The sequence below is a fragment of the Streptomyces sp. NPDC005141 genome (genome assembly GCF_053599975.1).
On record NZ_JBSFYW010000039.1, the window covers coordinates 19,068 to 40,122 of the forward strand.

24 protein-coding genes are annotated in these 21,055 nt (G+C 69.0%); 11 read left to right on the plus strand and 13 right to left on the minus strand.

Going from position 1 to position 21,055, the window contains the following annotated elements:
- Nucleotides 1-63: 63 nt before the first annotated feature.
- The gene (locus ACWD68_RS26890; protein WP_451809030.1) at nt 64-417 is read right to left on the minus strand and encodes a GDSL-type esterase/lipase family protein; all 354 of its coding nucleotides are present in this window, start codon (nt 415-417) and stop codon (nt 64-66) included.
- 65 nt (nt 418-482) lie between these two features.
- Here ACWD68_RS26890 and ACWD68_RS26895 point away from each other — a divergent pair, with 65 nt between their 5' ends.
- The 3 genes from ACWD68_RS26895 (at nt 483) to ACWD68_RS26905 (ending at nt 3,311) form a co-directional block, all read left to right on the plus strand.
- Nucleotides 483-689: a hypothetical protein gene (locus ACWD68_RS26895; protein ID WP_451809031.1), complete on the plus strand. Its 207-nt coding sequence runs from the start codon at nt 483-485 to the stop codon at nt 687-689.
- Nucleotides 690-750: 61 nt separating this feature from the next.
- Nucleotides 751-1,740, plus strand: a complete 990-nt coding sequence (locus tag ACWD68_RS26900) for an aldo/keto reductase (protein ID WP_451809032.1) — start codon at nt 751-753, stop codon at nt 1,738-1,740.
- A 608-nt stretch (nt 1,741-2,348) separates the two neighbouring features.
- Complete coding sequence (locus ACWD68_RS26905) at nt 2,349-3,311, plus strand: SDR family NAD(P)-dependent oxidoreductase (protein WP_451809033.1); 963 nt, start codon at nt 2,349-2,351, stop codon at nt 3,309-3,311.
- 97 nt (nt 3,312-3,408) lie between these two features.
- Here ACWD68_RS26905 and ACWD68_RS26910 read toward each other — a convergent pair whose 3' ends face one another.
- The 7 genes from ACWD68_RS26910 to ACWD68_RS26940 all read right to left on the minus strand — a co-directional run bounded on the left by ACWD68_RS26910 (nt 3,409) and on the right by ACWD68_RS26940 (nt 9,358).
- Complete coding sequence (locus tag ACWD68_RS26910) at nt 3,409-4,341, minus strand: NADP-dependent oxidoreductase (RefSeq protein ID WP_451809034.1); 933 nt, start codon at nt 4,339-4,341, stop codon at nt 3,409-3,411.
- Between the two features lie 178 nt (nt 4,342-4,519).
- Nucleotides 4,520-5,389: a helix-turn-helix domain-containing protein gene (locus ACWD68_RS26915; protein WP_451809035.1), complete on the minus strand. Its 870-nt coding sequence runs from the start codon at nt 5,387-5,389 to the stop codon at nt 4,520-4,522.
- A gap of 312 nt (nt 5,390-5,701) precedes the next feature.
- On the minus strand, nt 5,702-6,145 hold the full coding sequence (locus ACWD68_RS26920) for a PPOX class F420-dependent oxidoreductase (protein ID WP_451809036.1): 444 nt from the start codon (nt 6,143-6,145) through the stop codon (nt 5,702-5,704).
- A gap of 495 nt (nt 6,146-6,640) precedes the next feature.
- Nucleotides 6,641-7,339 (minus strand): type 1 glutamine amidotransferase domain-containing protein, encoded by a 699-nt coding sequence (locus ACWD68_RS26925; RefSeq protein ID WP_451809037.1) that lies wholly within the window; start codon nt 7,337-7,339, stop codon nt 6,641-6,643.
- A 25-nt stretch (nt 7,340-7,364) separates the two neighbouring features.
- Nucleotides 7,365-7,757, minus strand: coding sequence for a nuclear transport factor 2 family protein (locus ACWD68_RS26930; RefSeq protein ID WP_451809038.1), 393 nt, complete (start codon nt 7,755-7,757; stop codon nt 7,365-7,367).
- Nucleotides 7,758-7,810: 53 nt separating this feature from the next.
- On the minus strand, nt 7,811-8,410 hold the full coding sequence (locus tag ACWD68_RS26935; RefSeq protein WP_451809039.1) for a flavodoxin family protein: 600 nt from the start codon (nt 8,408-8,410) through the stop codon (nt 7,811-7,813).
- A 36-nt stretch (nt 8,411-8,446) separates the two neighbouring features.
- A complete protein-coding gene (locus tag ACWD68_RS26940) occupies nt 8,447-9,358 on the minus strand; it encodes an alpha/beta hydrolase (RefSeq protein ID WP_355491052.1) in 912 nt (303 codons plus the stop codon).
- Between the two features lie 178 nt (nt 9,359-9,536).
- On the opposite strand from ACWD68_RS26940, the gene ACWD68_RS26945 reads away from it, so the two are divergent.
- Nucleotides 9,537-9,965, plus strand: coding sequence for a MarR family winged helix-turn-helix transcriptional regulator (locus tag ACWD68_RS26945; RefSeq protein WP_451809040.1), 429 nt, complete (start codon nt 9,537-9,539; stop codon nt 9,963-9,965).
- 57 nt (nt 9,966-10,022) lie between these two features.
- On the opposite strand, the gene ACWD68_RS26950 is transcribed toward ACWD68_RS26945, so the two are convergent.
- Nucleotides 10,023-10,187: a hypothetical protein gene (locus ACWD68_RS26950; RefSeq protein ID WP_451809041.1), complete on the minus strand. Its 165-nt coding sequence runs from the start codon at nt 10,185-10,187 to the stop codon at nt 10,023-10,025.
- Nucleotides 10,188-10,828: 641 nt separating this feature from the next.
- Between ACWD68_RS26950 and ACWD68_RS26955 the strand changes: the two genes are divergently transcribed.
- From ACWD68_RS26955 to ACWD68_RS26965, 3 genes are read left to right on the plus strand one after another with little or no spacing between them, the layout of a single operon-like run.
- Nucleotides 10,829-11,893, plus strand: a complete 1,065-nt coding sequence (locus ACWD68_RS26955; protein WP_451809042.1) for an aromatic ring-hydroxylating dioxygenase subunit alpha — start codon at nt 10,829-10,831, stop codon at nt 11,891-11,893.
- The gene (locus ACWD68_RS26960; RefSeq protein WP_451809092.1) at nt 11,890-12,165 is read left to right on the plus strand and encodes a hypothetical protein; all 276 of its coding nucleotides are present in this window, start codon (nt 11,890-11,892) and stop codon (nt 12,163-12,165) included. The genes ACWD68_RS26955 and ACWD68_RS26960 overlap by 4 nt, the downstream gene beginning before the upstream one ends.
- Nucleotides 12,162-13,097 (plus strand): PDR/VanB family oxidoreductase, encoded by a 936-nt coding sequence (locus ACWD68_RS26965; RefSeq protein ID WP_451809043.1) that lies wholly within the window; start codon nt 12,162-12,164, stop codon nt 13,095-13,097. The genes ACWD68_RS26960 and ACWD68_RS26965 overlap by 4 nt, the downstream gene beginning before the upstream one ends.
- Here the strand turns inward: ACWD68_RS26965 and ACWD68_RS26970 are convergent.
- Nucleotides 13,048-13,863, minus strand: a complete 816-nt coding sequence (locus ACWD68_RS26970) for an IclR family transcriptional regulator domain-containing protein (protein WP_451809044.1) — start codon at nt 13,861-13,863, stop codon at nt 13,048-13,050. The two genes, ACWD68_RS26965 and ACWD68_RS26970, sit on opposite strands and share 50 nt — an antisense overlap.
- Before the next feature lie 186 nt (nt 13,864-14,049).
- Here ACWD68_RS26970 and ACWD68_RS26975 point away from each other — a divergent pair, with 186 nt between their 5' ends.
- From ACWD68_RS26975 to ACWD68_RS26990, 4 genes are read left to right on the plus strand one after another with little or no spacing between them, the layout of a single operon-like run.
- Complete coding sequence (locus tag ACWD68_RS26975; protein ID WP_451809045.1) at nt 14,050-15,021, plus strand: ABC transporter substrate-binding protein; 972 nt, start codon at nt 14,050-14,052, stop codon at nt 15,019-15,021.
- Complete coding sequence (locus tag ACWD68_RS26980) at nt 15,018-15,827, plus strand: ABC transporter permease (protein ID WP_451809046.1); 810 nt, start codon at nt 15,018-15,020, stop codon at nt 15,825-15,827. The genes ACWD68_RS26975 and ACWD68_RS26980 overlap by 4 nt, the downstream gene beginning before the upstream one ends.
- Before the next feature lie 56 nt (nt 15,828-15,883).
- Entirely contained in the window at nt 15,884-16,642 is a 759-nt protein-coding gene (locus tag ACWD68_RS26985; protein WP_451809087.1) for an ABC transporter permease, read from the plus strand.
- 20 nt (nt 16,643-16,662) lie between these two features.
- Entirely contained in the window at nt 16,663-17,475 is an 813-nt protein-coding gene (locus ACWD68_RS26990; protein WP_451809047.1) for an ABC transporter ATP-binding protein, read from the plus strand.
- An 87-nt stretch (nt 17,476-17,562) separates the two neighbouring features.
- Here the strand turns inward: ACWD68_RS26990 and ACWD68_RS26995 are convergent, their stop codons facing one another.
- Genes ACWD68_RS26995 through ACWD68_RS27005 form a run of 3 tightly spaced genes read right to left on the minus strand, consistent with a single transcriptional unit; the run spans nt 17,563 to nt 21,047 of the window.
- Nucleotides 17,563-19,164 (minus strand): glycoside hydrolase family 13 protein, encoded by a 1,602-nt coding sequence (locus ACWD68_RS26995; RefSeq protein ID WP_451809048.1) that lies wholly within the window; start codon nt 19,162-19,164, stop codon nt 17,563-17,565.
- A gap of 39 nt (nt 19,165-19,203) precedes the next feature.
- A complete protein-coding gene (locus tag ACWD68_RS27000; RefSeq protein WP_451809049.1) occupies nt 19,204-20,079 on the minus strand; it encodes a carbohydrate ABC transporter permease in 876 nt (291 codons plus the stop codon).
- A complete protein-coding gene (locus ACWD68_RS27005) occupies nt 20,076-21,047 on the minus strand; it encodes a carbohydrate ABC transporter permease (RefSeq protein WP_451809050.1) in 972 nt (323 codons plus the stop codon). Before ACWD68_RS27005 ends, ACWD68_RS27000 begins: the two co-directional genes overlap by 4 nt.
- Nucleotides 21,048-21,055 lie beyond the last annotated feature (8 nt).

Here is a 21,055-nt window from a genome sequence, read left to right on the forward strand (position 1 = left end):
CCCCAGCGCGGCTGCCGGGCCCGCCGCCGTGGAGGGCCCGGACGAGGGAAGAGACGCTGCGGGTCAGTGCAGTTGCGCGAGGTCGATGGCGTTCGCCATCGCCTGGTCACCTACGGAGTTCGGGTGCAGGTGGTCTCCGCTGTCGTAGGCAGCGCGGAGCTTCAGCGGGTCGGACGGGTCGGCGACGGCCTTGGCGAAGTCGACGGTGCCGTCGAAGGCGTGACTGGTGAGGATCCAGTGGTTGACCTTCTGGCGGATCGCGTCGTCGGCGGCGGTGTAGTAGGGGCCGCCCTTGGTGTTGGTGTAGGTGGCGTCCTTGTAGGGCAGGAGGGTGCCGCCGTAGATGCGGACGTGGGCGGCGTGCGCCTTGGCGATCAGGGCGCGGTAGCCGTCGATGCGTCGCCACCACCACCCCACCCGCTACCTCGCTCGCCCTCGCGCACTACCCCGAGATCGCCGGCACCGCGTCCTCATTGCTCGGCATGGCGCGTTTCGCCTTCGGTGGGCTGGCCGCCCCGCTCGTCGGCCTCGGTGGCTCCGGCACCGCCCTCCCTCTCGGGCTGGTCACCGTCGCCTGCGGCTTCCTCGCCGTGCTCGTCTACCTCCTCGCCGTACACCCCCACACCCGGGCGGCGGAGCACACCGTCGCCCCCGGGCGGCCCGTCGACCAGGTGACGTCCGCCTCCTGACCCTCCCGCCGTGCGCGGAACGGGTACGTATCCGTCCCGCGCCGCCAAGAAAGGACACCCCATGCACTACGCACATCTCGGCCGCAGCGGCCTGAAGGTCAGCCGCCTCGCACTGGGCACCATGAACTTCGGCGACGCCACTGACGAGGCCACCAGCTTCAAGATCATGGATGCGGCGGTGGACGCGGGCATCAACCTGTTCGACACCGCCGACGTGTACGGCGGCCCGCAGTCACCCGACATGAAGCAGGGTGACGGCCTGTCGGAAGAGATCATCGGGCGCTGGCTCGCCCAGGGCGGCGGACGCCGGGACCAGGTAGTGCTGGCCACCAAGCTGTACCAGCCGATGGGCCCGGGCCCGAACGACAAGTACCTGTCGGCGTACAAGATCCGCCGGGCGACCGAGGCCAGCCTGCGGCGCCTGCGGACCGACCACATCGACCTGTACCAGATGCACCACATCGACCGGTCGACGCCGTGGGAGGAGATCTGGCAGGCCGTGGAACATTTGGTCCGCGAGGGCAAGATCACCTACGTCGGCAGCAGCAATTTCGCCGGGTGGCAGATCGCCACCGCCCAGAACGCGGCAACCGATCGCCACTTCACGGGCCTGGTTTCCGAGCAGAGCCTGTACAACCTCACCGCACGGACCAACGAGATGGAGGTGATTCCCGCCCTGCGCCACTACGGGATCGGGCTCATCCCCTGGAGCCCTCTGGGCGGCGGCCTCCTCGGTGGAGTCCTGCAGAAGATCGAGAACGGCCGCCGCGCTTCTGCCCAGATGCGGCAGACCATCGAGCGGTACCGGCCCCAGTTGGAGGCGTACGAGGCCCTGTGCGCCGAGATCGTCGCACAGCCCGCCGACGTCGCGCTGGCCTGGCTGCTGCACAACCCCGTCCTCACGGCCGTGATGGCGGGTCCCCGCACGCCCGAGCAGCTCGCGGCCAGCCTGCGGGCTCACGACGTGCAGCTGTCGGACGACACCCTGCGCAAGCTTGATGAGATCTGGCCCGGCCCCGGTGGCGAGGCCCCCGAGGCATACGCCTGGTAGACCACGCAACGGCCTGCGTGCAGCAGGCGGTCCCGGAACGCATCGTGACGGCCGGCCGTTCCTGTTGTCCGATGATCGAACTCCAGATCATCCGGCGCCCGGCTCACCCCTCAGGAGCGGATGGCCAACCTCGGCAGAACCTGGCCCGGCGTACGGAGCCCGCTTCATATGCAGGGCGCCGGGTGGGGGAGGAATTCATCCCCCGGAAGACCGGTACCGGGGAGGGAAAAGGACCCTCTTTACTTCTCCCTCGGCGAGGGAGAATTCACTGTCCAACGCGGAAGTGGGCGGCGGACCGAGCGCCTTCACCATGCCGTTGCAACCGGCCCGCACCCGGCGTACAGCACGCCGGCCCGCACTCACCTGGACACCCCAACGGGAACAGGATGAGCCGCGGCCGGAGCACTGCGCGGGTCCCGCTCGGTGATGTTGATCGGCCTGTTCGGCCGCACGGACTGCCGTCTCGCTGACCCGGCGCGGGCCTCGGCTGCGTCGCACTCCTCGCGTGGGCCTCGGCCGCCGCGGGCCGCTCCTCCCCGAGAGACGTGACTGAACGTCCTTCCCGAATGTCAGAAATTCTCCGCTGCTCTAGTTTGGAGTGTTCGAGCATGACCACTGCACAGCACAAGATCGGCTCCGGTTTCGACGCCACGAGCACCGCCGACGACGTCCTCCAGGGCATCGACCTGGGCGGGAAGTTCGCGATCGTCACCGGCGGGTACTCGGGCATCGGCCTGGAGACCACCCGTGCGCTCACGCGGGCCGGCGCCCGTGTCGTCGTCCCCGTGCGGAGGCCCGCAGACGCACGGGGTGCGTTGCAGGGGGTCTCCGGCGTCGAAGTGGACGAGCTGGACCTCGGCGACCTGGAAAGCGTGCGCGGCTTCGCGGAGAGGTTCCTCGCCTCAGGCAGGAGTGTCGACTTCGTCATCGACAGCGCTGGGATCATGGCATGCCCCGAAACGCGGGTCGGGCCCGGCTGGGAGGCCCAGTTCGCGATCAACCACCTCGGTCACTTCGCCCTCGTCAACCGTCTGTGGCCGGCCCTCGAAACCGGCGGTGCACGGGTTGTCTCCGTCTCTTCCGGAGGCCACCACATGTCCGGCATCCGCTGGGACGACATCCACTGGCAGCAGGGCTACGACAAGTGGCAGGCGTACGGGCAGGCGAAGACCGCTAACGCGCTCTTCGCCGTGCACCTGGACAGACTCGCCAAGGGTTTCGGCGTCCGCGCCTTCGCCGTGCATCCTGGCGTCATCATCACACCGCTCCTGCGCCACGTTCCGGACGCGGAGAGGGTGGAGTTCGGCTGGTTCGACGAGGACGGGAACCTGCGCGACCCCGACTTCTTCAAGACCCCGCAGCAGGGCGCGGCCACGCAGGTATGGGCGGCGACCTCACCCCAACTGGCCGACCTGGGCGGCCTCTACCTCGAGGACTGCGATGTCGCCGAGCCCGCTCCCGCCGACGGCGAGATGCGCGGTGTCAAGGACTGGGCGACCGACCCCGAGCAGGCAGCACGTCTGTGGGAGCTGTCGGCGGAGCTGACGGACGTGAACGCGTTCGCCTCGTAGCCCGCACGTGCGGCCGGACGTCGTGTGTCGTCCGGCCGCACCCGCGCGGTGGCGTCAAGGGCCGCCTCAGCGCCCGTACGTCCCCCACATCTGAACGTCAGAACGTCAGCACCAGTCGGCCACGCACACCGCCCGCGGCGAGGAGCCGGTGCGCCTCGGCGGCCTGCTCCGCCGGAAACGTCCTGGCGACCCGGAGCGTGATCTGGCCGTCCTCCACCTGCTGTCGCAGTCGGTCGAGCTTGTCCCGCTCCCGGGCATAGCGGAACACGACGATCGGCTCGTAGACGATGCCGCGTTCGCCGGGGCCGTCGTAGCCGAGCAGCGTGACCACCCGGCCCCCGTCACGTACCGCCCGGGCGGTGAGGGCGCCGAGCGAGGCGGCATCGAGGAGTCCGTCGACGCCTTCCGGGACCTCCGCGCGTACTCGGTCGGGGTATTCGGCGCCGCGCCGCAGGACGATGTCGGCGCCGAGTTCCTTGACCAGGGTCTCGTCCTGCTCCGACGCGTCGGCCACCACCCGCAGCCCGTCCGCCTTGGCCAGTTGGACGGCGTAACCGCCCACCGCGCCGGCCGCCCCGGTGACGGCGAGGGTCTGCCCGGCCTCCAGGCCGAGCGTGTCCAGGGCCAGGCGCGCGGTCAGAGCGTTCATCGGCAGCGACGCGGCCTGCTCGTCGCTCGCGCCGTGGGGTGCGCGGACCACCGACTCCGCCGGTACCACGACCTGCTCGGCATAGGCGCCGTGGGAGCCGTCGGCGAGCACGATCGCCATCACGTGGTCACCGACGCTCAGGTCCGTGTCGGTACCCGCGCCGATCTGGTCCACGACGCCGGCGGCCTCCATGCCGGGAACGAACGGCGGCCGGGCATCCGGGGACCGGGCAGGTCCGCTGCGCTGGAGGGCGTCGACAGCGTTGACGGTCGCGGCGCGCACCCGGATCCGCACCTCCCCCGGACCCGCATCCGGGGCAGGCAGCTCAAGGACCTGAAGCACGTCCGGGCCACCGAATTCCGTGAAACCTACAGCCTTCATGCGAAGCACCTCGTTGTCTGACACGCGGTCGTTGAGGTGCCCGACCTTTCCGTCTCGCGTCCGCTTGGAAAAGGGGAAACATCTTGGCTGGGATACGGTCGTAGGGGGGACGCATCTCTCCCCCTATGCGTGACATCACGCCGCCCGGTCAGCCCTTGCGGACGCGCGCAGAGACGGCTCAGGTCGCCGCGTCGGACGCCGTCTTGTTGTGGTCGACGGCCCAGGAAGCGAGGAGGCGCAGTCCGTCGTGGGAGGGGGTGCCGGCTTCGGCGTTCCACACGATGATGTGTTGGTCGGGGTCCGTGCCGCAGGTGAGGGTGTTCCAGTCGAGGGTCAGCTCGCCCACTACCGGGTGCCGCAGCTTCTTGACGCCCTGGCCCCGCATCGCGACATCGTGTTCGGTCCACCACTGCCGGAACTGCGCGTCACGGGCGGAGAGTTCCTCGACCAGGGCGGTGAGGGGCTGGTCGTCGGGGTAGCGCGCGCTCTCCATGCGCAGTTGGGCGATGGCCAGCCGGGTGACCTCTTCCCAGTCGACGTACAGCTCGCGCATCCAGGGTTCGGTGAACAGCAGCCGGACGAACACCCGCTCCTGCTCGGGGTAGCGCCCGAAATCGGTCCACAGGGCGGCGGCGAGCTGGTTCCAGCCGAGGATGTCGGTGCACCGGCCGATGACGAAGGCCGGGGAGGCGGTGAGATCGTCCAGCATGCGCTGCAGCTGCGGGTCCACCTGCTGGCGCTCGCGGTACGTGGACGGGCGCACCCGCTCCTTCGCCGCGAGGTCGAAGAGGTAGGTGCGCTGGTCGTCGTTCAGTCGCAGGGCCTGGGCGATCTCGTCAAGCAGAGGAGCCGACGCCTGGAGCCGGCCCTGCTCGATCCGTGTGTAGTACTCGGTGCTGATCGCGGCGAGGAGTGCCACCTCCTCACGGCGAAGACCCTTCACACGCCGCCGTTGTCCGCCGCGGAGACCGACATCGGAGGGGGTGAGCTCAGCACGACGCGCCTTGAGGAACTCACCCAGCTCGTTCAGATGAGGGTTGCGGTTCATGACCTTCAGCCTGACACAAACGCAGCATCTTGTGAGGGGGACAGATCCCTCCCCTGGCTGATCGGCCAGGGGAGGGACGATCCTCTTGAGTTCGCGGTCGGTCCTGCTAACGGCCGGTGGCCCAGGGCGCGCGTGCGCACCGGCCGAGTCCGCGCCCCGCCGGCTCCTACGAGGTGGCGGCTGACCAGCCGCAGATCGCCGCGGCTGTTGCGCAAACGCTGCTCGGTGGGTGGATGCCCAGATCTCCGGACACCTCAGGAACCGGCTTCCCGGACTCCGTCATCATCCGTACCGCCCCCTCGGGCGGGCACCTCACGACCCCGGAACACCGATGATTTTCCGCGGCACGACGCGGATGATCACGCGGTCCTCGTCATTCTTCGCGGCGGGCAGGTCGACGCCGAGGTACTTCTGCCAGAGCTCGCGCAGCAGGCGCTTGCCCTCGTCCGGGACGATCTCGGCGGTTCCCCGGATCTCGACGGCGGTGTGGGGGTTGGCGAGGTCGTAGACCGAGACACTGATACGGGGGTCGCGCCGCAGGTTGCGCACCTTCTGGCGGTGGTCGAGGGAGGAAAAGAGCACGGTGTCACCCTCGCCCTTGATCCAGACCACCGAGTTCTGCGGGGATCCGTCGGGGCCGATGGTGGCGACGCTGGCGTAGTTCTTGCCGTCGAGCAGGGCGCGGACCCAGTCGGCTAGGGAGGGATGGCCGTCCGCAGAGGAGGAGGGAGAGGAGAGGGAAGAGGAAGTCGTCATCGGGCCCGTCATCGTTGTATGCATGTGCATTTGAAATAGGTTCGCCGGATCTACAGCGGGTGGCCGCCTGATCAGCCGCTCCAGGCCGGGTGCCGGGGGCGTCGCCGGACCAGGACGTCGGCGATGCCGGCCGGGGCGGAGCAAGTCGGTCCGATGCGACACGGCGACACGCCGCCTCGTGGGTTTCCCCCGCACCTGTGGATCGGCAGACGTCGCGCGAGCAGAGCGGGGGTATGTTCGGCGTCCCCGCAGACCGCCACACGGCGGTCGCACAGCAGCAGCCGGTCACAGAAGGGCGCGACCAGGGCAGAGGTCCCGCATGACACCTCGGGCACGTTCGAGTCGCAGATCGTCATGAAGCGGCAGGCAGCGAAGATCCGGCTGCACTCGTTCACCGAGCTGAAGAACGGTGGCTTGGACGACGTGCTCACGTTGGTCTGCGACGGGTTCAACAGAACTCGGCTGCAGAATCAGGACCGCGCTTGCGTCAGCCCGTCAGCTGAGTGCTTTGACGAGTTCCTGGGCGAGGGGGACCGCCGAGACCGGGTTCTGTCCAGTGAACAGGGTGCGATCGACCTGGACGTGCGGGGTGAACGGGTCGGCCTCACGGTAGTCGGCCTTGAGTTCGCCCACGAGACGGTCCTGCAGCAGCCACTTCGCGCGGTCCGCGAGACCGTTCTGCTTCTCCTCCGCGTTGGACAGGCCGGTCAGACGGTAGCCGGTGAACGGGGAGGTGCCATCGGCTCCGATGGTCGCGAGCAGCGCCGCCGGGCCGTGGCAGACCAGGGACACGGGCTTGCCGGAGGCGAGCCAGTCGGTGAGCAGCCTGCCGGAGGCGGCGTCCTCGGGCAGGTCCTCCATCGGACCCCAGCCGCCTGGGTAGAAGACGGCCACGTACTCGTCGATGTTCACGTCCTCGATGCGCATCGGGTGCGCCAGCTCGGTCGCCTCCCGCAGCGCGGTCCGCATGCGCTCCGCGCCTTCCTCGCCTCCGTTGAAGTCCGCGGTGAGGCTGAGCGCGTCCGCTGTCGGCGGAACGCCGCCCGGGGTCGCCGCCGCGATCTCGTATCCGGCCTCCTTGAAGACCTGGTACGGGCCGATGGCCTCCTCGGCCCAGAAACCGGCCGGCTGGCGGGTTCCGTCGGCCAGCGTCCAGTGGTCGGACGCGGTGATCACGAAGAGGATCTTCGCCATATGGAGCTCCTGATGAAGAGGAGGATCAGCCCTTGAGGGCTTCCTGGAGGACGTGGCTGTCGGCGATCTGGCGCATCCGTACGGCCTGGCCGTCACGGACGGTCCACAGGTGCAGGAACCGGACGTCGGCCGTGTTCCCGGTCTTCGTCTCGGCGTGGTAGTGGCCGTAGACGAAGACGTGGCCTTCGTCGTCGGCGAAGAACTCCTCGGGCACCGCGCCGAAGGACTCGTAGTTCGGCATCGTCTTGCCGAAGAAGTCCGTGGCCACGCTGTCCCAGCCGTGGTAGACACCGCTGTTCGGGAAGCCGGGGGTGATGTCCCAGACGAAGTCCGCAGCCATCACCTCCTTGGTGACCTCGGGTGCCATTCGAGACTCGTAGACCCGGCGGATGAGGGCGAGGCTCGGGGAATCGGACATGGCGTACTCCTTGCGGGGGGTGGATGAAGCGAAAAGTGGAAAGGGCCCTGTGATCATGCGGCGAGGGCGGTCCGCCCCGCGCGGAAGATCGCGGCCTGGCGTGCGACACGCGCGCCCAGGTGCTCCGCGGTGGCGATGTCCGACTTGTGGACAGCCTCGGGGCCGGCGTCGGTCGGGCTCTGGGCGCCGGCGCCCAGGAAGAAGCCCAGCCGGTTGATGTCGTCCTCGCTGCCCTTGGTGGAGTCCCAGCCTGGCAGCAGACCCAGGCTGATCCAGTGCATGCCGTGCTGGGCGGCCAGGGTGGCGAAGTAACCCAGGGTGGAGGACTTGTCGCCGCTCTTGGCGCCGGAGTTGGTGAAGCCCGCGGCGAGCTTGTCCACCCAGGCGTGAGGGAACCAGCGCTTGCTGCTGGCCTGGGCGAAGGTGTGGAAGGCGGCGGAGGCGGTGCCCATGTACGTGGCGGAGCCGAAGACGATCGCGTCGGCGCCGTCCAGCTGCGACCACTGCTCGTCGGTGATGGTGTCGACGGAGATCGACACGACCTCGGCGCCGGCTCCCGCGGCACCACGGGCCACGGCTTCGGCGATGACGGCCGTGTGGCCGTAGCCGGAATGAAAGGCGATGGCGACGGTGGGCCGGCCGGGATGGGACATGGTGTTCGTGCTCCTCGAATTGTTTCTTCGGCGGGACTAAAGGACGGCGAAGAACTTCACCATTTTGGTGAGCGCCTGGTCCATGTACTCCGGAACGTCGTACATGGCGATATGAGTCGCGCCGTCGACGACGAACAGTTCCTTCGGGCCGTTGGAAAGCTCGTACGCCTGGTCGCTGAACAGCTTTGTGTCCGCCTTGCTCCCCGCGATGAGAAGGAGCGGCTGGGTCAGGAGTTCCGGAATCTGGTCGAACGTCGAGAAGGCGAACATCCTGTCCATGCTGGTCAGCAGGAACCGGCCCTTGGAACGGGGATGCTGACCACGCGGAGTCCGGTAGTAGTCGTATCCCTCACGCAGGAGGTCCGGTGTGTTGTCGTCGATCTCTTCCAGCGTCTCCGGGACGAACGGGGCGTAGACAGGCGCTGCGCCCCTCGCCTCCGCCGTGCGCTGCTGAGCGGCCATTTCCAGGGTCTTGATCTGCTCGGACACCGGAGACAGGTGCCCCAGGAAGGCCCGGGAGCCTTCGCCCGGCGGAACCGCGCTGACGGTGGCCACCGCCTTGAAACGGCGTTCGGTCTGCGCCACGCTGATCGCGTAACCGCCGCCGGCGCAGATACCGAAGACGCCCATCCGCTCGGTGTCGACGTACGGGAGCGTGGTGAGGAAGTCCGCCGCGCAGCGGGCGTCCTCGACTCTGGTCGTCGGGTCCTCCAGGAGGCGCGGTTCGCCGCCGCTTTCGCCCTGATAGGAGGAGTCGTAGACCACGGTGACGAATCCGTGGGAAGCCAGCCGCTTCGCGTACTGGCCGATGGTCTGTTCCTTCACGCCGCCGGCCGGGTGAATTCCGACGAGTGCCGGGTACTTCTTTTCCTTGTCGAAGTCGTCCGGCAGGTGAAGGTGGCCCGCAATTTCAACTGCCTTGTTCCTGAATGAAACAGTCTCGACCATGACGCATGTCCCTTTTTCGCCCCTGTTTCCGCCGACCGGCGGTCCGCACACCATGATTCGCCGGTGCCGAGATCATGTCCACTCATGATGGGGGGAAGAAACTGTCCCCTGGATATGAATTACCGGGTAGGTGATTCCTCGGGCACCTTCCACGGATCCCTAAGCGCGGTAGAGAGCGTTGCGTTCGCTCGACCTCACGACCGCGCAGCACAACGCTCTCCAGCACCTCGTCTGGACGCCGGGAATCTCCTCGGCGGAGATGGCTCGCCGGACCGGCTTCACTCCCCAGTCCATGGGTGCCGCTGTGAACGCGCTAGTCGACCGCGGCCTTCTGGTGCGCTGTGAACACCCTTCCAACCGCAGGACCGTCCCGTTGGCCATCACGGACGAGGGGCTCGAGCTCGCCGCACGGGCGCGGGATGTGGTGGAACGTCTCGACAGAGAAGCGCTCGCGGTTCTCACCCCTGCCGAGCGGTCCGTGGTCCATTCTCTGCTGCATCGGATGCTTGCAGAGCTCAATCCGGCTGCCTTGCCGTCGACGGTCCCTCGTAACTCGAACTACGGCACGGACCTGATCCCGCCGATTTCCGTTGTGCCGACGCGGTGAGCGTCCAGGGTGTGGATCGCAGAGTGGGGCGGCGGGATGGCTGGCGCCGCGGCCCGCTCAGGCCTCGCGAACCCTCTTGGCCACCCGGTTGAGCAGCGCCCGCAGGTCCGCGGTCCCGTCCGGGCCCAGGTCGTCGGTGATGTGCCGCTCGACATCGGCGATCACCGCGCGGAGCGGCAGACGAGTCGGGCTGTACGCCGGGTTCTGAGCTCGCAGCGGCACCTGACAACCATCTCGCTACCGCATCCCATTGGGGCAACCACCCGAGCTATGCCTCGCCGCATCCGCCGCCAGCCCCCTGGGCCCGAAGTTGCCGTAAACACCGTGCCCAGCCCACGAACACCGCCCGAAGATCCGGGCCGTGTCCGGAACGTGTGGAGCGACAAGGAGTGTCTGAAAGCGGTCAGTGGATATTCGACCAACGCCATCCAAGCCATCGGGGGCGACCGCTGACAAGTCTCAGCACCCCGCTGGCCTGCAACAACACTCAATCGGGACGAAAAACGGGCCCATTCGACCCGGATTCGACCCGAGGCTCACGCTTCCCCGGACCGAGCACAGGTGGACTGCAACGATGCAAAAAGTGCCGCTGTACCAGCCAAATACAGGCAGAAAAATATGCGCAAAACCTCGCCATCGGAACACAACCGTGCAAAATGCCTGCGCCGCGCGACGCAAGGCGCTATCCATGACCCTGAACCGGGTCGATGCCTTCGCGGTTGCTCGAACCCTGCTCTTGTGCGCAAGTGGCCCTCTGAGCAGGCAACTTCGAAATCCGCTTCCGTGAGACGGAAGCGGTATTGCGGCCTTGCGAGGCCCCTGCGAACGATGTCACCACGCCACAGAGACGGGAACCAGCCACCATGCCTCACACCACCGCCTACGCCAGGAACCAGTGGTACGTCGTCGCCTATGCCTACGAAGTCGGGCGCGAGCTGCTCGGACGGACGGTCCTCGGTGAGCCGCTCGTCCTCTATCGGGCGGAGGGGGACGGGACGGCCGTCGCCCTGTCCGACCGCTGTGTGCACCGGCGTTTCCCGCTCTCGGAGAGCCGGCTCGACGGTGACCGGATCGTGTGCGGCTATCACGGGTTCACGTACGACACGACAGGCACCTGCGTGTACGTGCCGGGGCAGAAACGGATACCGCGCACCGCCCGTGTCGCCTCGTACCCGGTCGTCGAACAGGACCTGTTCGTCTGGGTCTGGATCGGCGACCCGGCCCTCGCCGACCCGGGGGCCGTCCCCCGCGCCCCGCACATGGACTCGCCGGACTGGACGACGGTCAGCGGCATGGAACCCATCGACGCGGACTACGGACTCCTCGTCGACAACCTCCTCGACCTCTCGCACGAGACGTATCTGCACGGCGGCTACATCGGCACCCCCGAGGTCGCCGAGACGCCGATCGCCACCGAGGTCGACGAGGGCGCGGGCATCGTGCGCGTCTCGCGGCACATGGACGACGCCGAGTGCCCGCCGTTCTACGCCCGTTCGACCGGCATCGAGGGCCGCATCACACGCTGGCAGGACATCGAGTACCACGCGCCCTGCCTCTATCTGCTGCACAGCAGGATCGCGCCGGTCGGTGTGCTGCCGGAGGCGGACGGAACCGACCCGGACGCCTTCCACACCGAGATCACGTACGCGATCACGCCGTCCGGCGACGGCAGGGTGTACGACTTCTGGGCGGTCTCGCGTGACTTCGCCCGCTCGGACGACGAAGTCACCACCTTCCTGCGGGACTTCAACCACACGGTCGTGATGCAGGACGTCGACGCGCTCAACCTCCTCCAGAAGTCCCTCGGCACCGAACGCGACGGCTACCAGGAGCTGAGCATCAACATCGACACCGGCGGCCTCGCCGCCCGCCGCATCCTGGCCCGGCTGGTCGAGGAGGGCGACAAGCCCGTGGAGAGGGTCCTGTGACCGGCCCGACCGGCGAGATCTACCGCGTGGACTGGCTCCCGGGCACCGACGTGCTGCACGGAACCTGTCACTGCGGCGCCGAGCACACCGCCAAGGACCCGATCGCGATGTGGGAGTGGATGCTCGCCCACCCCGAGGGTCACGAGGCGCCGGGGAACGGCCTCGGACCACGGGCGGGCGACCGAGGACCCCGGGACGGCGGAAAAGGACCGCAGGGAGACCCGGGCGGACCGCGCGATGGCGGCCCCGCACCGCGGGGGAAGACCTCATGAACGCGTACGAGGCCGAACTCGTCGTCGAGCGACGGGAGTCCGTCGCCGACGGCGTGCTCGCACTGACCCTGCGCCATCCGCTCGGCGCGGAACTCCCGTCCTGGGAACCGGGCGCCCACATCGATGTCGTCCTGGGACCGGACCTGGAGCGGCAGTACTCCCTGTGCGGTGATCCGGCGGACCGCCGGGCGTGGCGGATCGCGGTGCTGCGCGAGCCGGACGGGCGGGGCGGATCGGCGCACGTCCACGGGAGGCTGGGAGAGGGTGACAAGGTCCGCGTTCGTGGTCCGCGCAATCACTTCGTGCTGGCGCCCGCCCCGCGCTACCGGTTCGTCGCGGGTGGCATCGGCATCACCCCGATCCTGCCGATGCTCGCCGCGGCCGAGGCGGCGGGCGCCGGGTGGACGCTGCTGTACGGCGGGCGCACCCGCGGATCCATGGCGTTCACCGGGGAGTTGGGGCGGTACGGGGACCGGGTCACCCTCGCTCCGCAGGACGAGGCCGGACTGCTGGACCTCGCCCCCGTGCTCGACGAGGTCCCCGACGGCACCCTCGTCTACTGCTGCGGCCCCGGGCCGCTGCTCGACGCGGTGGAGGAGCGGTGCCCGGCCGGGCTGCTGCACATGGAGCGGTTCCGGCCGAAGCCCCAGGAGACGGGCGGGGAGGCGGAGTTCGAGGTCGTTCTCGATCGGTCGGGGCACACGCTGACCGTCGCCCCCGGTGTCTCGGTCCTCGACACCGTGCGCGCCGCCGGCGTCGAGGTGCTCTTCTCCTGCACCGAGGGCACGTGCGGGACCTGCGAGACGGATGTGCTCGAAGGGACGCCGGACCACCGGGACTCGGTGCTCACGGACGAGGAGCGGGAGGCGGGCGGGACGATGCTCATCTGTGTGTCCCGCTGCCGCGGGAAGAGGCTCGTGCTGGACCTGTGACCGCGAGGTCTCCCTCGATCCGCGCGACCGTCGCCAGCAGGTGGGGAAGCAGGTCGCGGCGGACGGATTCGAGGCTGTTGCGGCTGGCGTGCACGGGGATGTTCGCGGCCCCCACCACGGCGCCGTCCCGGTCCCGCACCGGGGCGGCGACCGAGCGCAGGCCCTCCTCCAACTCCTGGTCGACGATGGCGTATCCGTGCCGTCGCACCCGGCCGAGTTCCGCCTTCAGGAGGTCCGGCGAGACGAGCGTGCGCGCCGTCAGCGGCCGGAGGTCGGCTCGCTCCAGCCGGGCGTCGATCTCCGCGTCCGTGAGGTGCGCGAGGATCACCCGGCCCACGGAGGTGACGTGGGCCGGGAAGCGGGTGCCGACGGTGATCGTCGCCGTCATGATGCGCCGGGTCGGGACCCGCGCCACGTACACGACGTCGTCGCCGTCGAGGACGCAGAGCGAGCTCGACTCCCCCACCTGTTCGGCGAGTTGCTCCAGATGCGGCAGGGCGATCTCCGGGAGGGTGAAGCCGGAGAGATAGGCGTAGCCGAGTTCCAGCACGCGCGGGGTGAGCCGGAAGACCCGGCCGTCCGTGTGGACGTACCCGAGATCGACCAGGGTCAGCAGGAAGCGGCGGGCCGCGGCGCGGGTCAGGTCGCAGCCGCGCGCGACCTCACTGAGGGTCAGTTCCGGTCGGTCGGCGCCGAATACACGGATCACGGCGAGTCCGCGTTCGAAGGACCGGACGAAGTGGGGTGCTCGGGCTGCTGTAGGCATCGTCGCCTCCAGAGGGACACACGGAGCGCTCTCCGCACAGGCCGAGAGCGCGTTTCGGTAACTGTCAACAATATTGTTAGCCAAGGCCATTGACCCGGCACGGACAGGGTTCTACCTTCGCGCTGAGCACCATTGTGCGGTGTGCGCACAACCTGTCGGAACACTTTCGTCTGCACAGGAGGAGCCATGCGTCGTCTGCTCGCCGGTATCGCGGTCGGATCCTTCCTGGTCGCCGCGTCGGCCTGCGGTTCGTCCGACGGCGGTGGCGCCTCGGACAAGAACTCTTCGTCCGGCGGTACCACCACCGTGAAGGTGGGGATCATCCCCATCGTCGATGTCGCCCCGGTCTATCTGGGCCAGAAGAAGGGCTTCTACAGCAAGCGCGGCCTGAAGCTGTCGATGACGGCCGCGCAGGGCGGCGCGGCGATCGTGCCGGGTGTCGTCTCGAGCCAGTTCCAGTTCGGGTTCTCCAATGTGACCTCGCTGATGATCGCCCAGTCCAACGGCGTTCCCGTGAAGGCCATCGCCAACGGCGTCGCCTCGACGGGCGTCGACGGCAAGGACTTCGGCGCCATCACGGTCAAGAAGGGCAGCGCCATCACCTCGGCGAAGGACCTGGAGGGGAAGAAGGTCGCCGTCAACACGGTGAAGAACATCAATGAGACGGCCGTGCGCGAGTCGGTGCGCAAGGCGGGCGGCGACCCGTCCAAGGTGAAGTTCGTCGAGCTCGCCTTCGACCAGATGCCCGCGGCCCTCGACAGCGGCCAGATCGACGCCGCCATGGTGGTCGAGCCCGCACTCGCGACGGTCAAGAGCCAGGGCGGCACCGAGATCGCCTCGTCCCTGGTCGACGTGGCCAAGGACCTCACGGTCGCCATGTACTTCACCTCGAACCAGTACGCGTCGCAGCACCCCGACGTGGTGAAGAAGTTCCAGGAGGCCACCGCGGAGTCACTCGCCTACGCCGACGCCCACCCGGACGAGGTCCGGGACATCGTCACCACGTACACGAAGATCCCGGCGGCCGTGCTGGCCGAGGTGACCCTGCCCAAGTGGCCGGCCGAGCCGAACCGGACCTCGATCGAGGCGCTGGAGAAGCTGGGCGAGCAGGACGGCCTCTTCAAGACGGCGCCCGATCTGGACAAGCTGCTGCCGTGAAGCGGAAGCAAGCGCGTGGCAGTGGCTCCGCCGGGTGGGCCGTGAACGCCGCTCTGGGCGCCGCCGGGCTCGCGGCCTTCCTCGTCCTCGGCGAGGTGGTGCCGCGGCTCGGCGTGGTCAAGGAGCAGTATTTCCCTCCGACCAGCCGGATCGCGCGAGCCCTCGGCGACGAGATCACCGACGGCGCCTTCTGGACCGATCTCGGCGACACCCTCACCGGCTGGGCGCTGGGCCTGGCGATCGCGGTCGGTGCGGGCATCGTGGTGGGCGTGGTCGTCTCGGTCGTGCCGTATCTGCGCGAGGTGACCGCCTCGACGATCGAGTTCCTGCGTCCCATTCCCTCCGTGGCCCTGATCCCGCTAGCCGTCCTCCTCTACGGCACCGAGCTGCGGTCGGTGCTCCTCCTCGTCGTGTACGCGTCCTTCTGGCAGGTCCTCGTCCAGGTCATGTACGGCGTGCGGGACGTCGACCCGGTGGCGGAGGAGACAGCGCGCTCGTACGGTCTCGGCACCTGGGCCCGGGTCCGTCATGTGCTGTGGCCGACGGCCCTCCCGTACGTCATGACGGGTGTCCGGCTGGCCGCGTCGGTCGCGCTCATCCTCACCGTGACCGCCGAACTCGTCATCGGCGCACCGGGGTTGGGCGCGCGCATCGCGGTCGCCCAGACCTCGCAGGCCGTACCCGAGATGTACGCGCTGATCGTGGTCACGGGTCTGCTCGGACTGCTGATCAACGTAGGTGCGCGGTCGGTGGAGCGGCACGCGCTGGCCTGGCACCAGTCGGTGCGCGGGGAGGTGGCGGTGTGACGGACATCCCGCCCGAACCGACGAGGCCGGGCCCGTGGGGAAGCCTGCCCCTGCGGATGCTGTTCGTCGCCGCGCTCCCCGTGCTGCTGATCGTCGTCTGGTGGCTCGCGTCGGACGGCAGCACCAACGTCTACTGGCCGCCGCTGCGCACGATCCTCCGGACGTTCCCCGACGTCTGGACGCGCGACCGGCTCCGCGCCGACCTGGTGCCCAGCCTGCTGCGGCTGCTCGGCGGCTACACGTCGGCGGCGGTCGTGGGCATCGCGCTCGGCACGGTCATCGGCTCGTACCGGAAGGTGCGGGCTGTGTGCGAACCGGTCCTGGAGTTCCTGCGGGCGGTGCCGCCGCCGGTCCTCGTCCCGGTGATCATGCTGTTCGCGGGCATCGGGGACACCATGAAGATCGTCGTGATCGCGAGCGGCTGCGTCTGGCCGATCCTGCTGAACACGGTCGAGGGAGTACGCGCCGTCGACTCCGTGATGTCCGAGACGGCCCGCTCGTACGGCATCACCGGACCGGCCCGGATGCGCGCCGTCGTCCTGCCGTCGGCGAGCCCGCAGATCTTCACGGGCCTGCGCCAGGCGCTGTCCATCGGGATCATCCTGATGGTCATCAGTGAGATGTTCGCGGCGAGCAACGGACTCGGCTTCGCCATCGTGCAGTTCCAGCGCGGCTTCGCGATCCCCGACATGTGGACCGGAATCCTCGTCCTCGGCCTGCTCGGCTTCGTCCTCTCGGTCGCCTTCCAGCTGGTCGAGCGACGGGTGCTCGGCTGGTACCACGGCCTTCGGGACTCCTCCCGGCGGTCCCCGTGACGCTCGCGAAAGGGCGGTCCATGCACGCGTCTTTGGTCGTATCCGGCCTGCGGAAGGTCTACGAGGGGTCAGGGCGCCGGGTGGAGGCGGTCCGGGACCTCACCTTCACGGTGGACGCGGGTGAACTCGTCTGTCTGGTCGGCCCGTCGGGCTGCGGCAAGACCACGCTGCTGAAGTGCATGGGCGGCCTGCTGACGCCGACGGGGGGCGAGGTCCTGCTCGCGGGCCGGCGGGTGAGCGGCCCGCCGCCCGGCATGGCGTTCGTGTTCCAGGAGTACGGACGCAGTCTGTTCCCCTGGATGCGGGTCGGCGAGAACGTCGAGCTGCCGCTGAAGCAGAAGAATCTGAGCAGGACGCGGCGGCGGGAGCTGGTCGCCGACGCGTTGGAGTCCGTCGGCCTGGCCGACGCCGCGGGGGCCTATCCCTGGCAGCTGTCCGGCGGGATGCAGCAGCGGGTCGCCATCGCCCGGGCTCTCGCGTACGAGCCCGAGGTCCTGCTCATGGACGAGCCGTTCGCGGCGGTCGACGCGCAGACCCGCGCCGATCTGGAGGACCTGGTGCGCCGGCTGTGGCGGCAGCGCGGAATCACGATCCTGTTCGTGACCCATGACATCGACGAGGCCGTCTATCTGGGCGAGCGGGTGCTGATCCTCTCGGCCTCCCCCACCGTCGTGCAGGAGCAGCTGAAGGTCGATCTCCCGGAGGAGCGGGACCAGTTGCACACCCGGGTCGCCCCGCGCTTCGCCGAGTTGCGGACCCATGTGTACGAGCAGATCCAGGCGGCGAAGCGCGGGGAGCCGGTCACGAAGACAGATACGCCTCCACCTCACTGAGCCGGCCGGCCGGTGTTGGCGGTGACGTTCAGCCGCCCGGCACGGGCAGCGTCCTGGTGCGGGCCGGCGGATACCGGCCCGGCGCTCTCAGGCGCGCAGCCACACCGCCGTGTCCGGCGGGAGGAATCCGTCGGCGTCCAACGGGCCGCCGGCGAGGAGGAGTTCGGAGTGATCCGGGAGCTCCACCGGTCCGTCGGCAAGGTTGACGACGCAGAGCAGACCGTCGGCGCGGGCGAAGGCGAGGACGCCCTCGGGTGCGGGCAGCCAGGTGAGGGGGCCGTCGCCGAAGCCCGGTTCGGTGCGGCGGATGCGGAGCGCGGCACGGTAGAGGCTCAGCATCGAGGCGGGGTCCTCGGACTGGCGGTCGGCGGCGTGCGCGGGCCAGCCGGCCGGTTGCGGCAGCCAGGGGTCGCCGCCGAATCCGGCGTACGGCGCCTCGGCCGCCCAGGGCAGTGGGACCCGGCAGCCGTCGCGGCCCGGGTCCGTGCCGCCGGAGCGGAAGTGCATCGGGTCCTGGATGCTCTCGAGCGGCAACTCGACCTCGGGCAGGCCGAGTTCCTCGCCCTGGTAGACGTACACGGAGCCGGGCAGGGCGAGCGAGAGCAGCGCGGCGGCGCGGGCCCTGCGGGTGCCGAGAGCCAGGTCGGTGGGCGTGCCGAAGGCCTTGGCGGTGAAGTCGAAGCCGGTGTCGGTACGGCCGTAGCGGGTGACCGTACGGGTCACGTCGTGGTTGCACAGCACCCAGGTGGCGGGCGCGCCCACGGGGGCGTGCTCGGCGAGGGTCTCGTCGATGGAGGTACGCAGCCGTGCGGCGTCCCAAGGGCAGGACAGGAAGGAGAAGTTGAACGCGGTGTGCAGTTCGTCGGGGCGCAGATAGCGGGCGAAGCGCTCGGTGTCGGGGAGCCAGACCTCGCCGACGAAGACGCCGTCGTAGGCGTCGGCGACCGCCCGCCAGGAGCGGTAGATGTCGTGGAGTTCATCGCGGTCGACGTACGGGTTCGGGTCGCGGCCCTCGACGTAGTCGGGCAGGTCGGGGTCCTTGGCGAGCAGCGCGGCGGAGTCGATGCGCACGCCAGCAACCCCGCGTTCGAACCAGAAGCGCAGGATCTCCTCGTGCTCCTGGCGGACGGCCGGGTGGGCCCAGTTGAGGTCGGGCTGCTCGGGGGTGAAGAGGTGGAGGTACCAGTCGCCGTCGGGCAGCCGGGTCCACACCGGTTCGGCGGAGCCCGCGAACTGGGACGGCCAGTCGTTGGGCGGGAGTTCGCCGTGTTCGCCGCGGCCGGGGCGGAAGTGGAAGAGTTCGCGCTCCGGGCCGCCCTCCAGGGCCGCCCGGAACCAGGGGTGCCGGTCGGAGACGTGGTTCGGCACGATGTCGACCAGGGTGCGGATGCCCAGTTCCCTGGCCTCGGCGATCAGCTTCTCCGCCTCGGCGAGGGTCCCGAAGGCCGGGTCGATGGCGCGGTAGTCGGCGACGTCGTAGCCGCCGTCGGCCAGGGGTGAGAGATACCAGGGGTTGAACCACAGGGCGTCCACGCCGAGTTCGGCGAGGTAAGGGAGTCTGGCGCGGACGCCCGCGAGGTCGCCGGTGCCGTCGCCGTCGCCGTCCGCGAAGCTGCGGACGTACACCTGGTAGATGACGGCGGAACGCCACCACGCGGACTGATTTCGGGCAGGGCGGGGCTGTCCCACGGTGCGTTGCCTTTCGTTCGGGGAGGTCACGTACAGGCGTCAGCCCTTGGTGCTGCCCGTGCTGATTCCGGCGATGATGTGCCGCTGGAACACCAGGAACATCACGACCATGGGGATGCTGGCGATCACCATGGCGGCGATGAGCACGGTCAGCTGGATGTTCTGCGACAGCTGGACGAGTGCCACGCTGATGGGCTGCTTGTCGGTGTCGGAGAAGACCATCAGCGGCCAGAGGAAGTCCTGCCAGACGGCGACCAGGGCGAAGATCGACACGACTCCGAGGACGGGCCGGGACATCGGCAGCACGATCGACCACAGGGTGCGCAGTCTTCCGGCGCCGTCGATCTCGGCGGCCTCCAGGACGTCGCGCGGGATCTGGTCGAAGAAGCGCTTGAGGAGATAGAGGTTGAAGGCGTTGGCGACGGCGGGCAGCCAGATGCCGAGCGGGTCGTTGAGCAGGCTGGTGTGGATGAGGGGCAGGTCGGCGACCGTCAGGTACTTGGGGACGACCAGGGCCTGCGCCGGGACCATCAGGGTGGCGAGGATGCCGCCGAGGATCACCTTGCCGAAGGCCGGCTTCAGCTTGGACAGGGCGTACGCCGCGGCGGTGCAGAGGACGAGCTGGAGGAACCAGGCCCCGGCCGCCTGGACGACCGTGTTCCACAGGTGCGTGGGCAGGTCCATGAGGTCCCACGCGTCGGTGTAGCCGGACAGGTGCCACTGGTCGGGTACGAAGGTCGGCGGAGTGCGCGTCACCTCGTCCGGCGACTTCATGGCGCCGGTGACCATCCAGTAGACCGGGAAGAGGAAGGCCAGCGCGAAGAGCAGGACGACACCGCTGAAGATCGTCCAGTAGACGGCCTTGCCGCGCGGGCGGGACAGGGCGAGCGGGGAGACCAGGGTGCGGGTGCTCATGTGTCGTCCCCTTCCGAGCGGGTCAGCCGCAGGTACAGGGCGGAGAAGGCGCTGAGCAGGACGAGCAGCATCACGCTCAGCGCGCAGGCCCCTCCGAAGTCGTTGTAGAGGAAGGCGTACTTGTAGATCAGGTACAGCACCGTGACGGTCTTGTCCTCGGGTCCGCCGCCGGTGATCACGAACGGTTCCGTGAAGACCTGCATGGTGGCGATGATCTGAAGGAGCATCAGCATGAGGATGATGAAGCGGGTCTGCGGGATCGTCACGTACCGGATCCGCTGCAGCAGGCTCGCGCCGTCCAGCTCGGCCGCCTCGTACAGCTCGCCGGGGATGCTCTGGAGCGCGGCGAGGTAGATGAGGACGGTGCCGCCGAGGTTGGCCCAGGTGGCGACGATCACCAGGGAGACGAGGGCGGTGTCGGCGCCGTTGGACCAGTTCGAGGTCGGCAGGTGCAGAAAGCGCAGCGCCTCGTTGGCGAGGCCCGCTCCGGGGTCGTAGAACCACTTCCAGAGCAGGGCGCTGACCACCGGCGGGATCATCACCGGCAGATAGACCACGACTCTGAAGAAGGCCTTCGCGTGCCGTAGTTCATTGAGCACCAGCGCCATCACGAAGGGGACGGCGAAGCCGATCAGCAGGGCGAGAAGCGTGAAGGTCAGGGTGTTGCGCCAGGCGGCGGTGAACTCCGGGTCGTGGAAGACCCGGGTGAAGTTGGCGGTGCCGACCCACTCGCCACCGCTGCCCGGCGTGTACTTCTGGAAGGCGATCACGACCGCGCGGATCGCCGGGTACCAGGAGAACAGCGCGAAGCAGAGCAGGCCGCCGATCAGGAAGGCGTAAGCGCGGGACTGGTCGGCCAGGCGCCGGCGCCAGGGGGTCCCGGGCCGGCGTCCCGCCGACCGCGGCGCCTCCGGCACGCCGACGGCGGCCGGAGGGAACGCTGCGGGGGGCTTCGATGCGGTCTTCATGAACGGTG

What these genes read in the sequence shown, in the direction of transcription:
- ACWD68_RS26905 (WP_451809033.1), top strand. Translation starts at nt 2,349, where the DNA reads ATGACCACTGCACAGCACAAGATCGGCTCCGGTTTCGACGCCACGAGC.
- ACWD68_RS26920 (WP_451809036.1), bottom strand. Translation starts at nt 6,145, where the DNA reads ATGACGACTTCCTCTTCCCTCTCCTCTCCCTCCTCCTCTGCGGACGGC.
- ACWD68_RS26990 (WP_451809047.1), top strand. Translation starts at nt 16,663, where the DNA reads ATGCACGCGTCTTTGGTCGTATCCGGCCTGCGGAAGGTCTACGAGGGG.
- ACWD68_RS26955 (WP_451809042.1), top strand. Translation starts at nt 10,829, where the DNA reads ATGCCTCACACCACCGCCTACGCCAGGAACCAGTGGTACGTCGTCGCC.
- ACWD68_RS26985 (WP_451809087.1), top strand. Translation starts at nt 15,884, where the DNA reads ATGCTGTTCGTCGCCGCGCTCCCCGTGCTGCTGATCGTCGTCTGGTGG.
- ACWD68_RS26940 (WP_355491052.1), bottom strand. Translation starts at nt 9,358, where the DNA reads ATGGTCGAGACTGTTTCATTCAGGAACAAGGCAGTTGAAATTGCGGGC.
- ACWD68_RS26970 (WP_451809044.1), bottom strand. Translation starts at nt 13,863, where the DNA reads ATGCCTACAGCAGCCCGAGCACCCCACTTCGTCCGGTCCTTCGAACGC.
- ACWD68_RS26975 (WP_451809045.1), top strand. Translation starts at nt 14,050, where the DNA reads ATGCGTCGTCTGCTCGCCGGTATCGCGGTCGGATCCTTCCTGGTCGCC.
- ACWD68_RS26965 (WP_451809043.1), top strand. Translation starts at nt 12,162, where the DNA reads ATGAACGCGTACGAGGCCGAACTCGTCGTCGAGCGACGGGAGTCCGTC.
- ACWD68_RS26910 (WP_451809034.1), bottom strand. Translation starts at nt 4,341, where the DNA reads ATGAAGGCTGTAGGTTTCACGGAATTCGGTGGCCCGGACGTGCTTCAG.
- ACWD68_RS26900 (WP_451809032.1), top strand. Translation starts at nt 751, where the DNA reads ATGCACTACGCACATCTCGGCCGCAGCGGCCTGAAGGTCAGCCGCCTC.
- ACWD68_RS26935 (WP_451809039.1), bottom strand. Translation starts at nt 8,410, where the DNA reads ATGTCCCATCCCGGCCGGCCCACCGTCGCCATCGCCTTTCATTCCGGC.
- ACWD68_RS26925 (WP_451809037.1), bottom strand. Translation starts at nt 7,339, where the DNA reads ATGGCGAAGATCCTCTTCGTGATCACCGCGTCCGACCACTGGACGCTG.
- ACWD68_RS26895 (WP_451809031.1), top strand. Translation starts at nt 483, where the DNA reads ATGGCGCGTTTCGCCTTCGGTGGGCTGGCCGCCCCGCTCGTCGGCCTC.
- ACWD68_RS26915 (WP_451809035.1), bottom strand. Translation starts at nt 5,389, where the DNA reads ATGAACCGCAACCCTCATCTGAACGAGCTGGGTGAGTTCCTCAAGGCG.
- ACWD68_RS27000 (WP_451809049.1), bottom strand. Translation starts at nt 20,079, where the DNA reads ATGAGCACCCGCACCCTGGTCTCCCCGCTCGCCCTGTCCCGCCCGCGC.
- ACWD68_RS27005 (WP_451809050.1), bottom strand. Translation starts at nt 21,047, where the DNA reads ATGAAGACCGCATCGAAGCCCCCCGCAGCGTTCCCTCCGGCCGCCGTC.
- ACWD68_RS26930 (WP_451809038.1), bottom strand. Translation starts at nt 7,757, where the DNA reads ATGTCCGATTCCCCGAGCCTCGCCCTCATCCGCCGGGTCTACGAGTCT.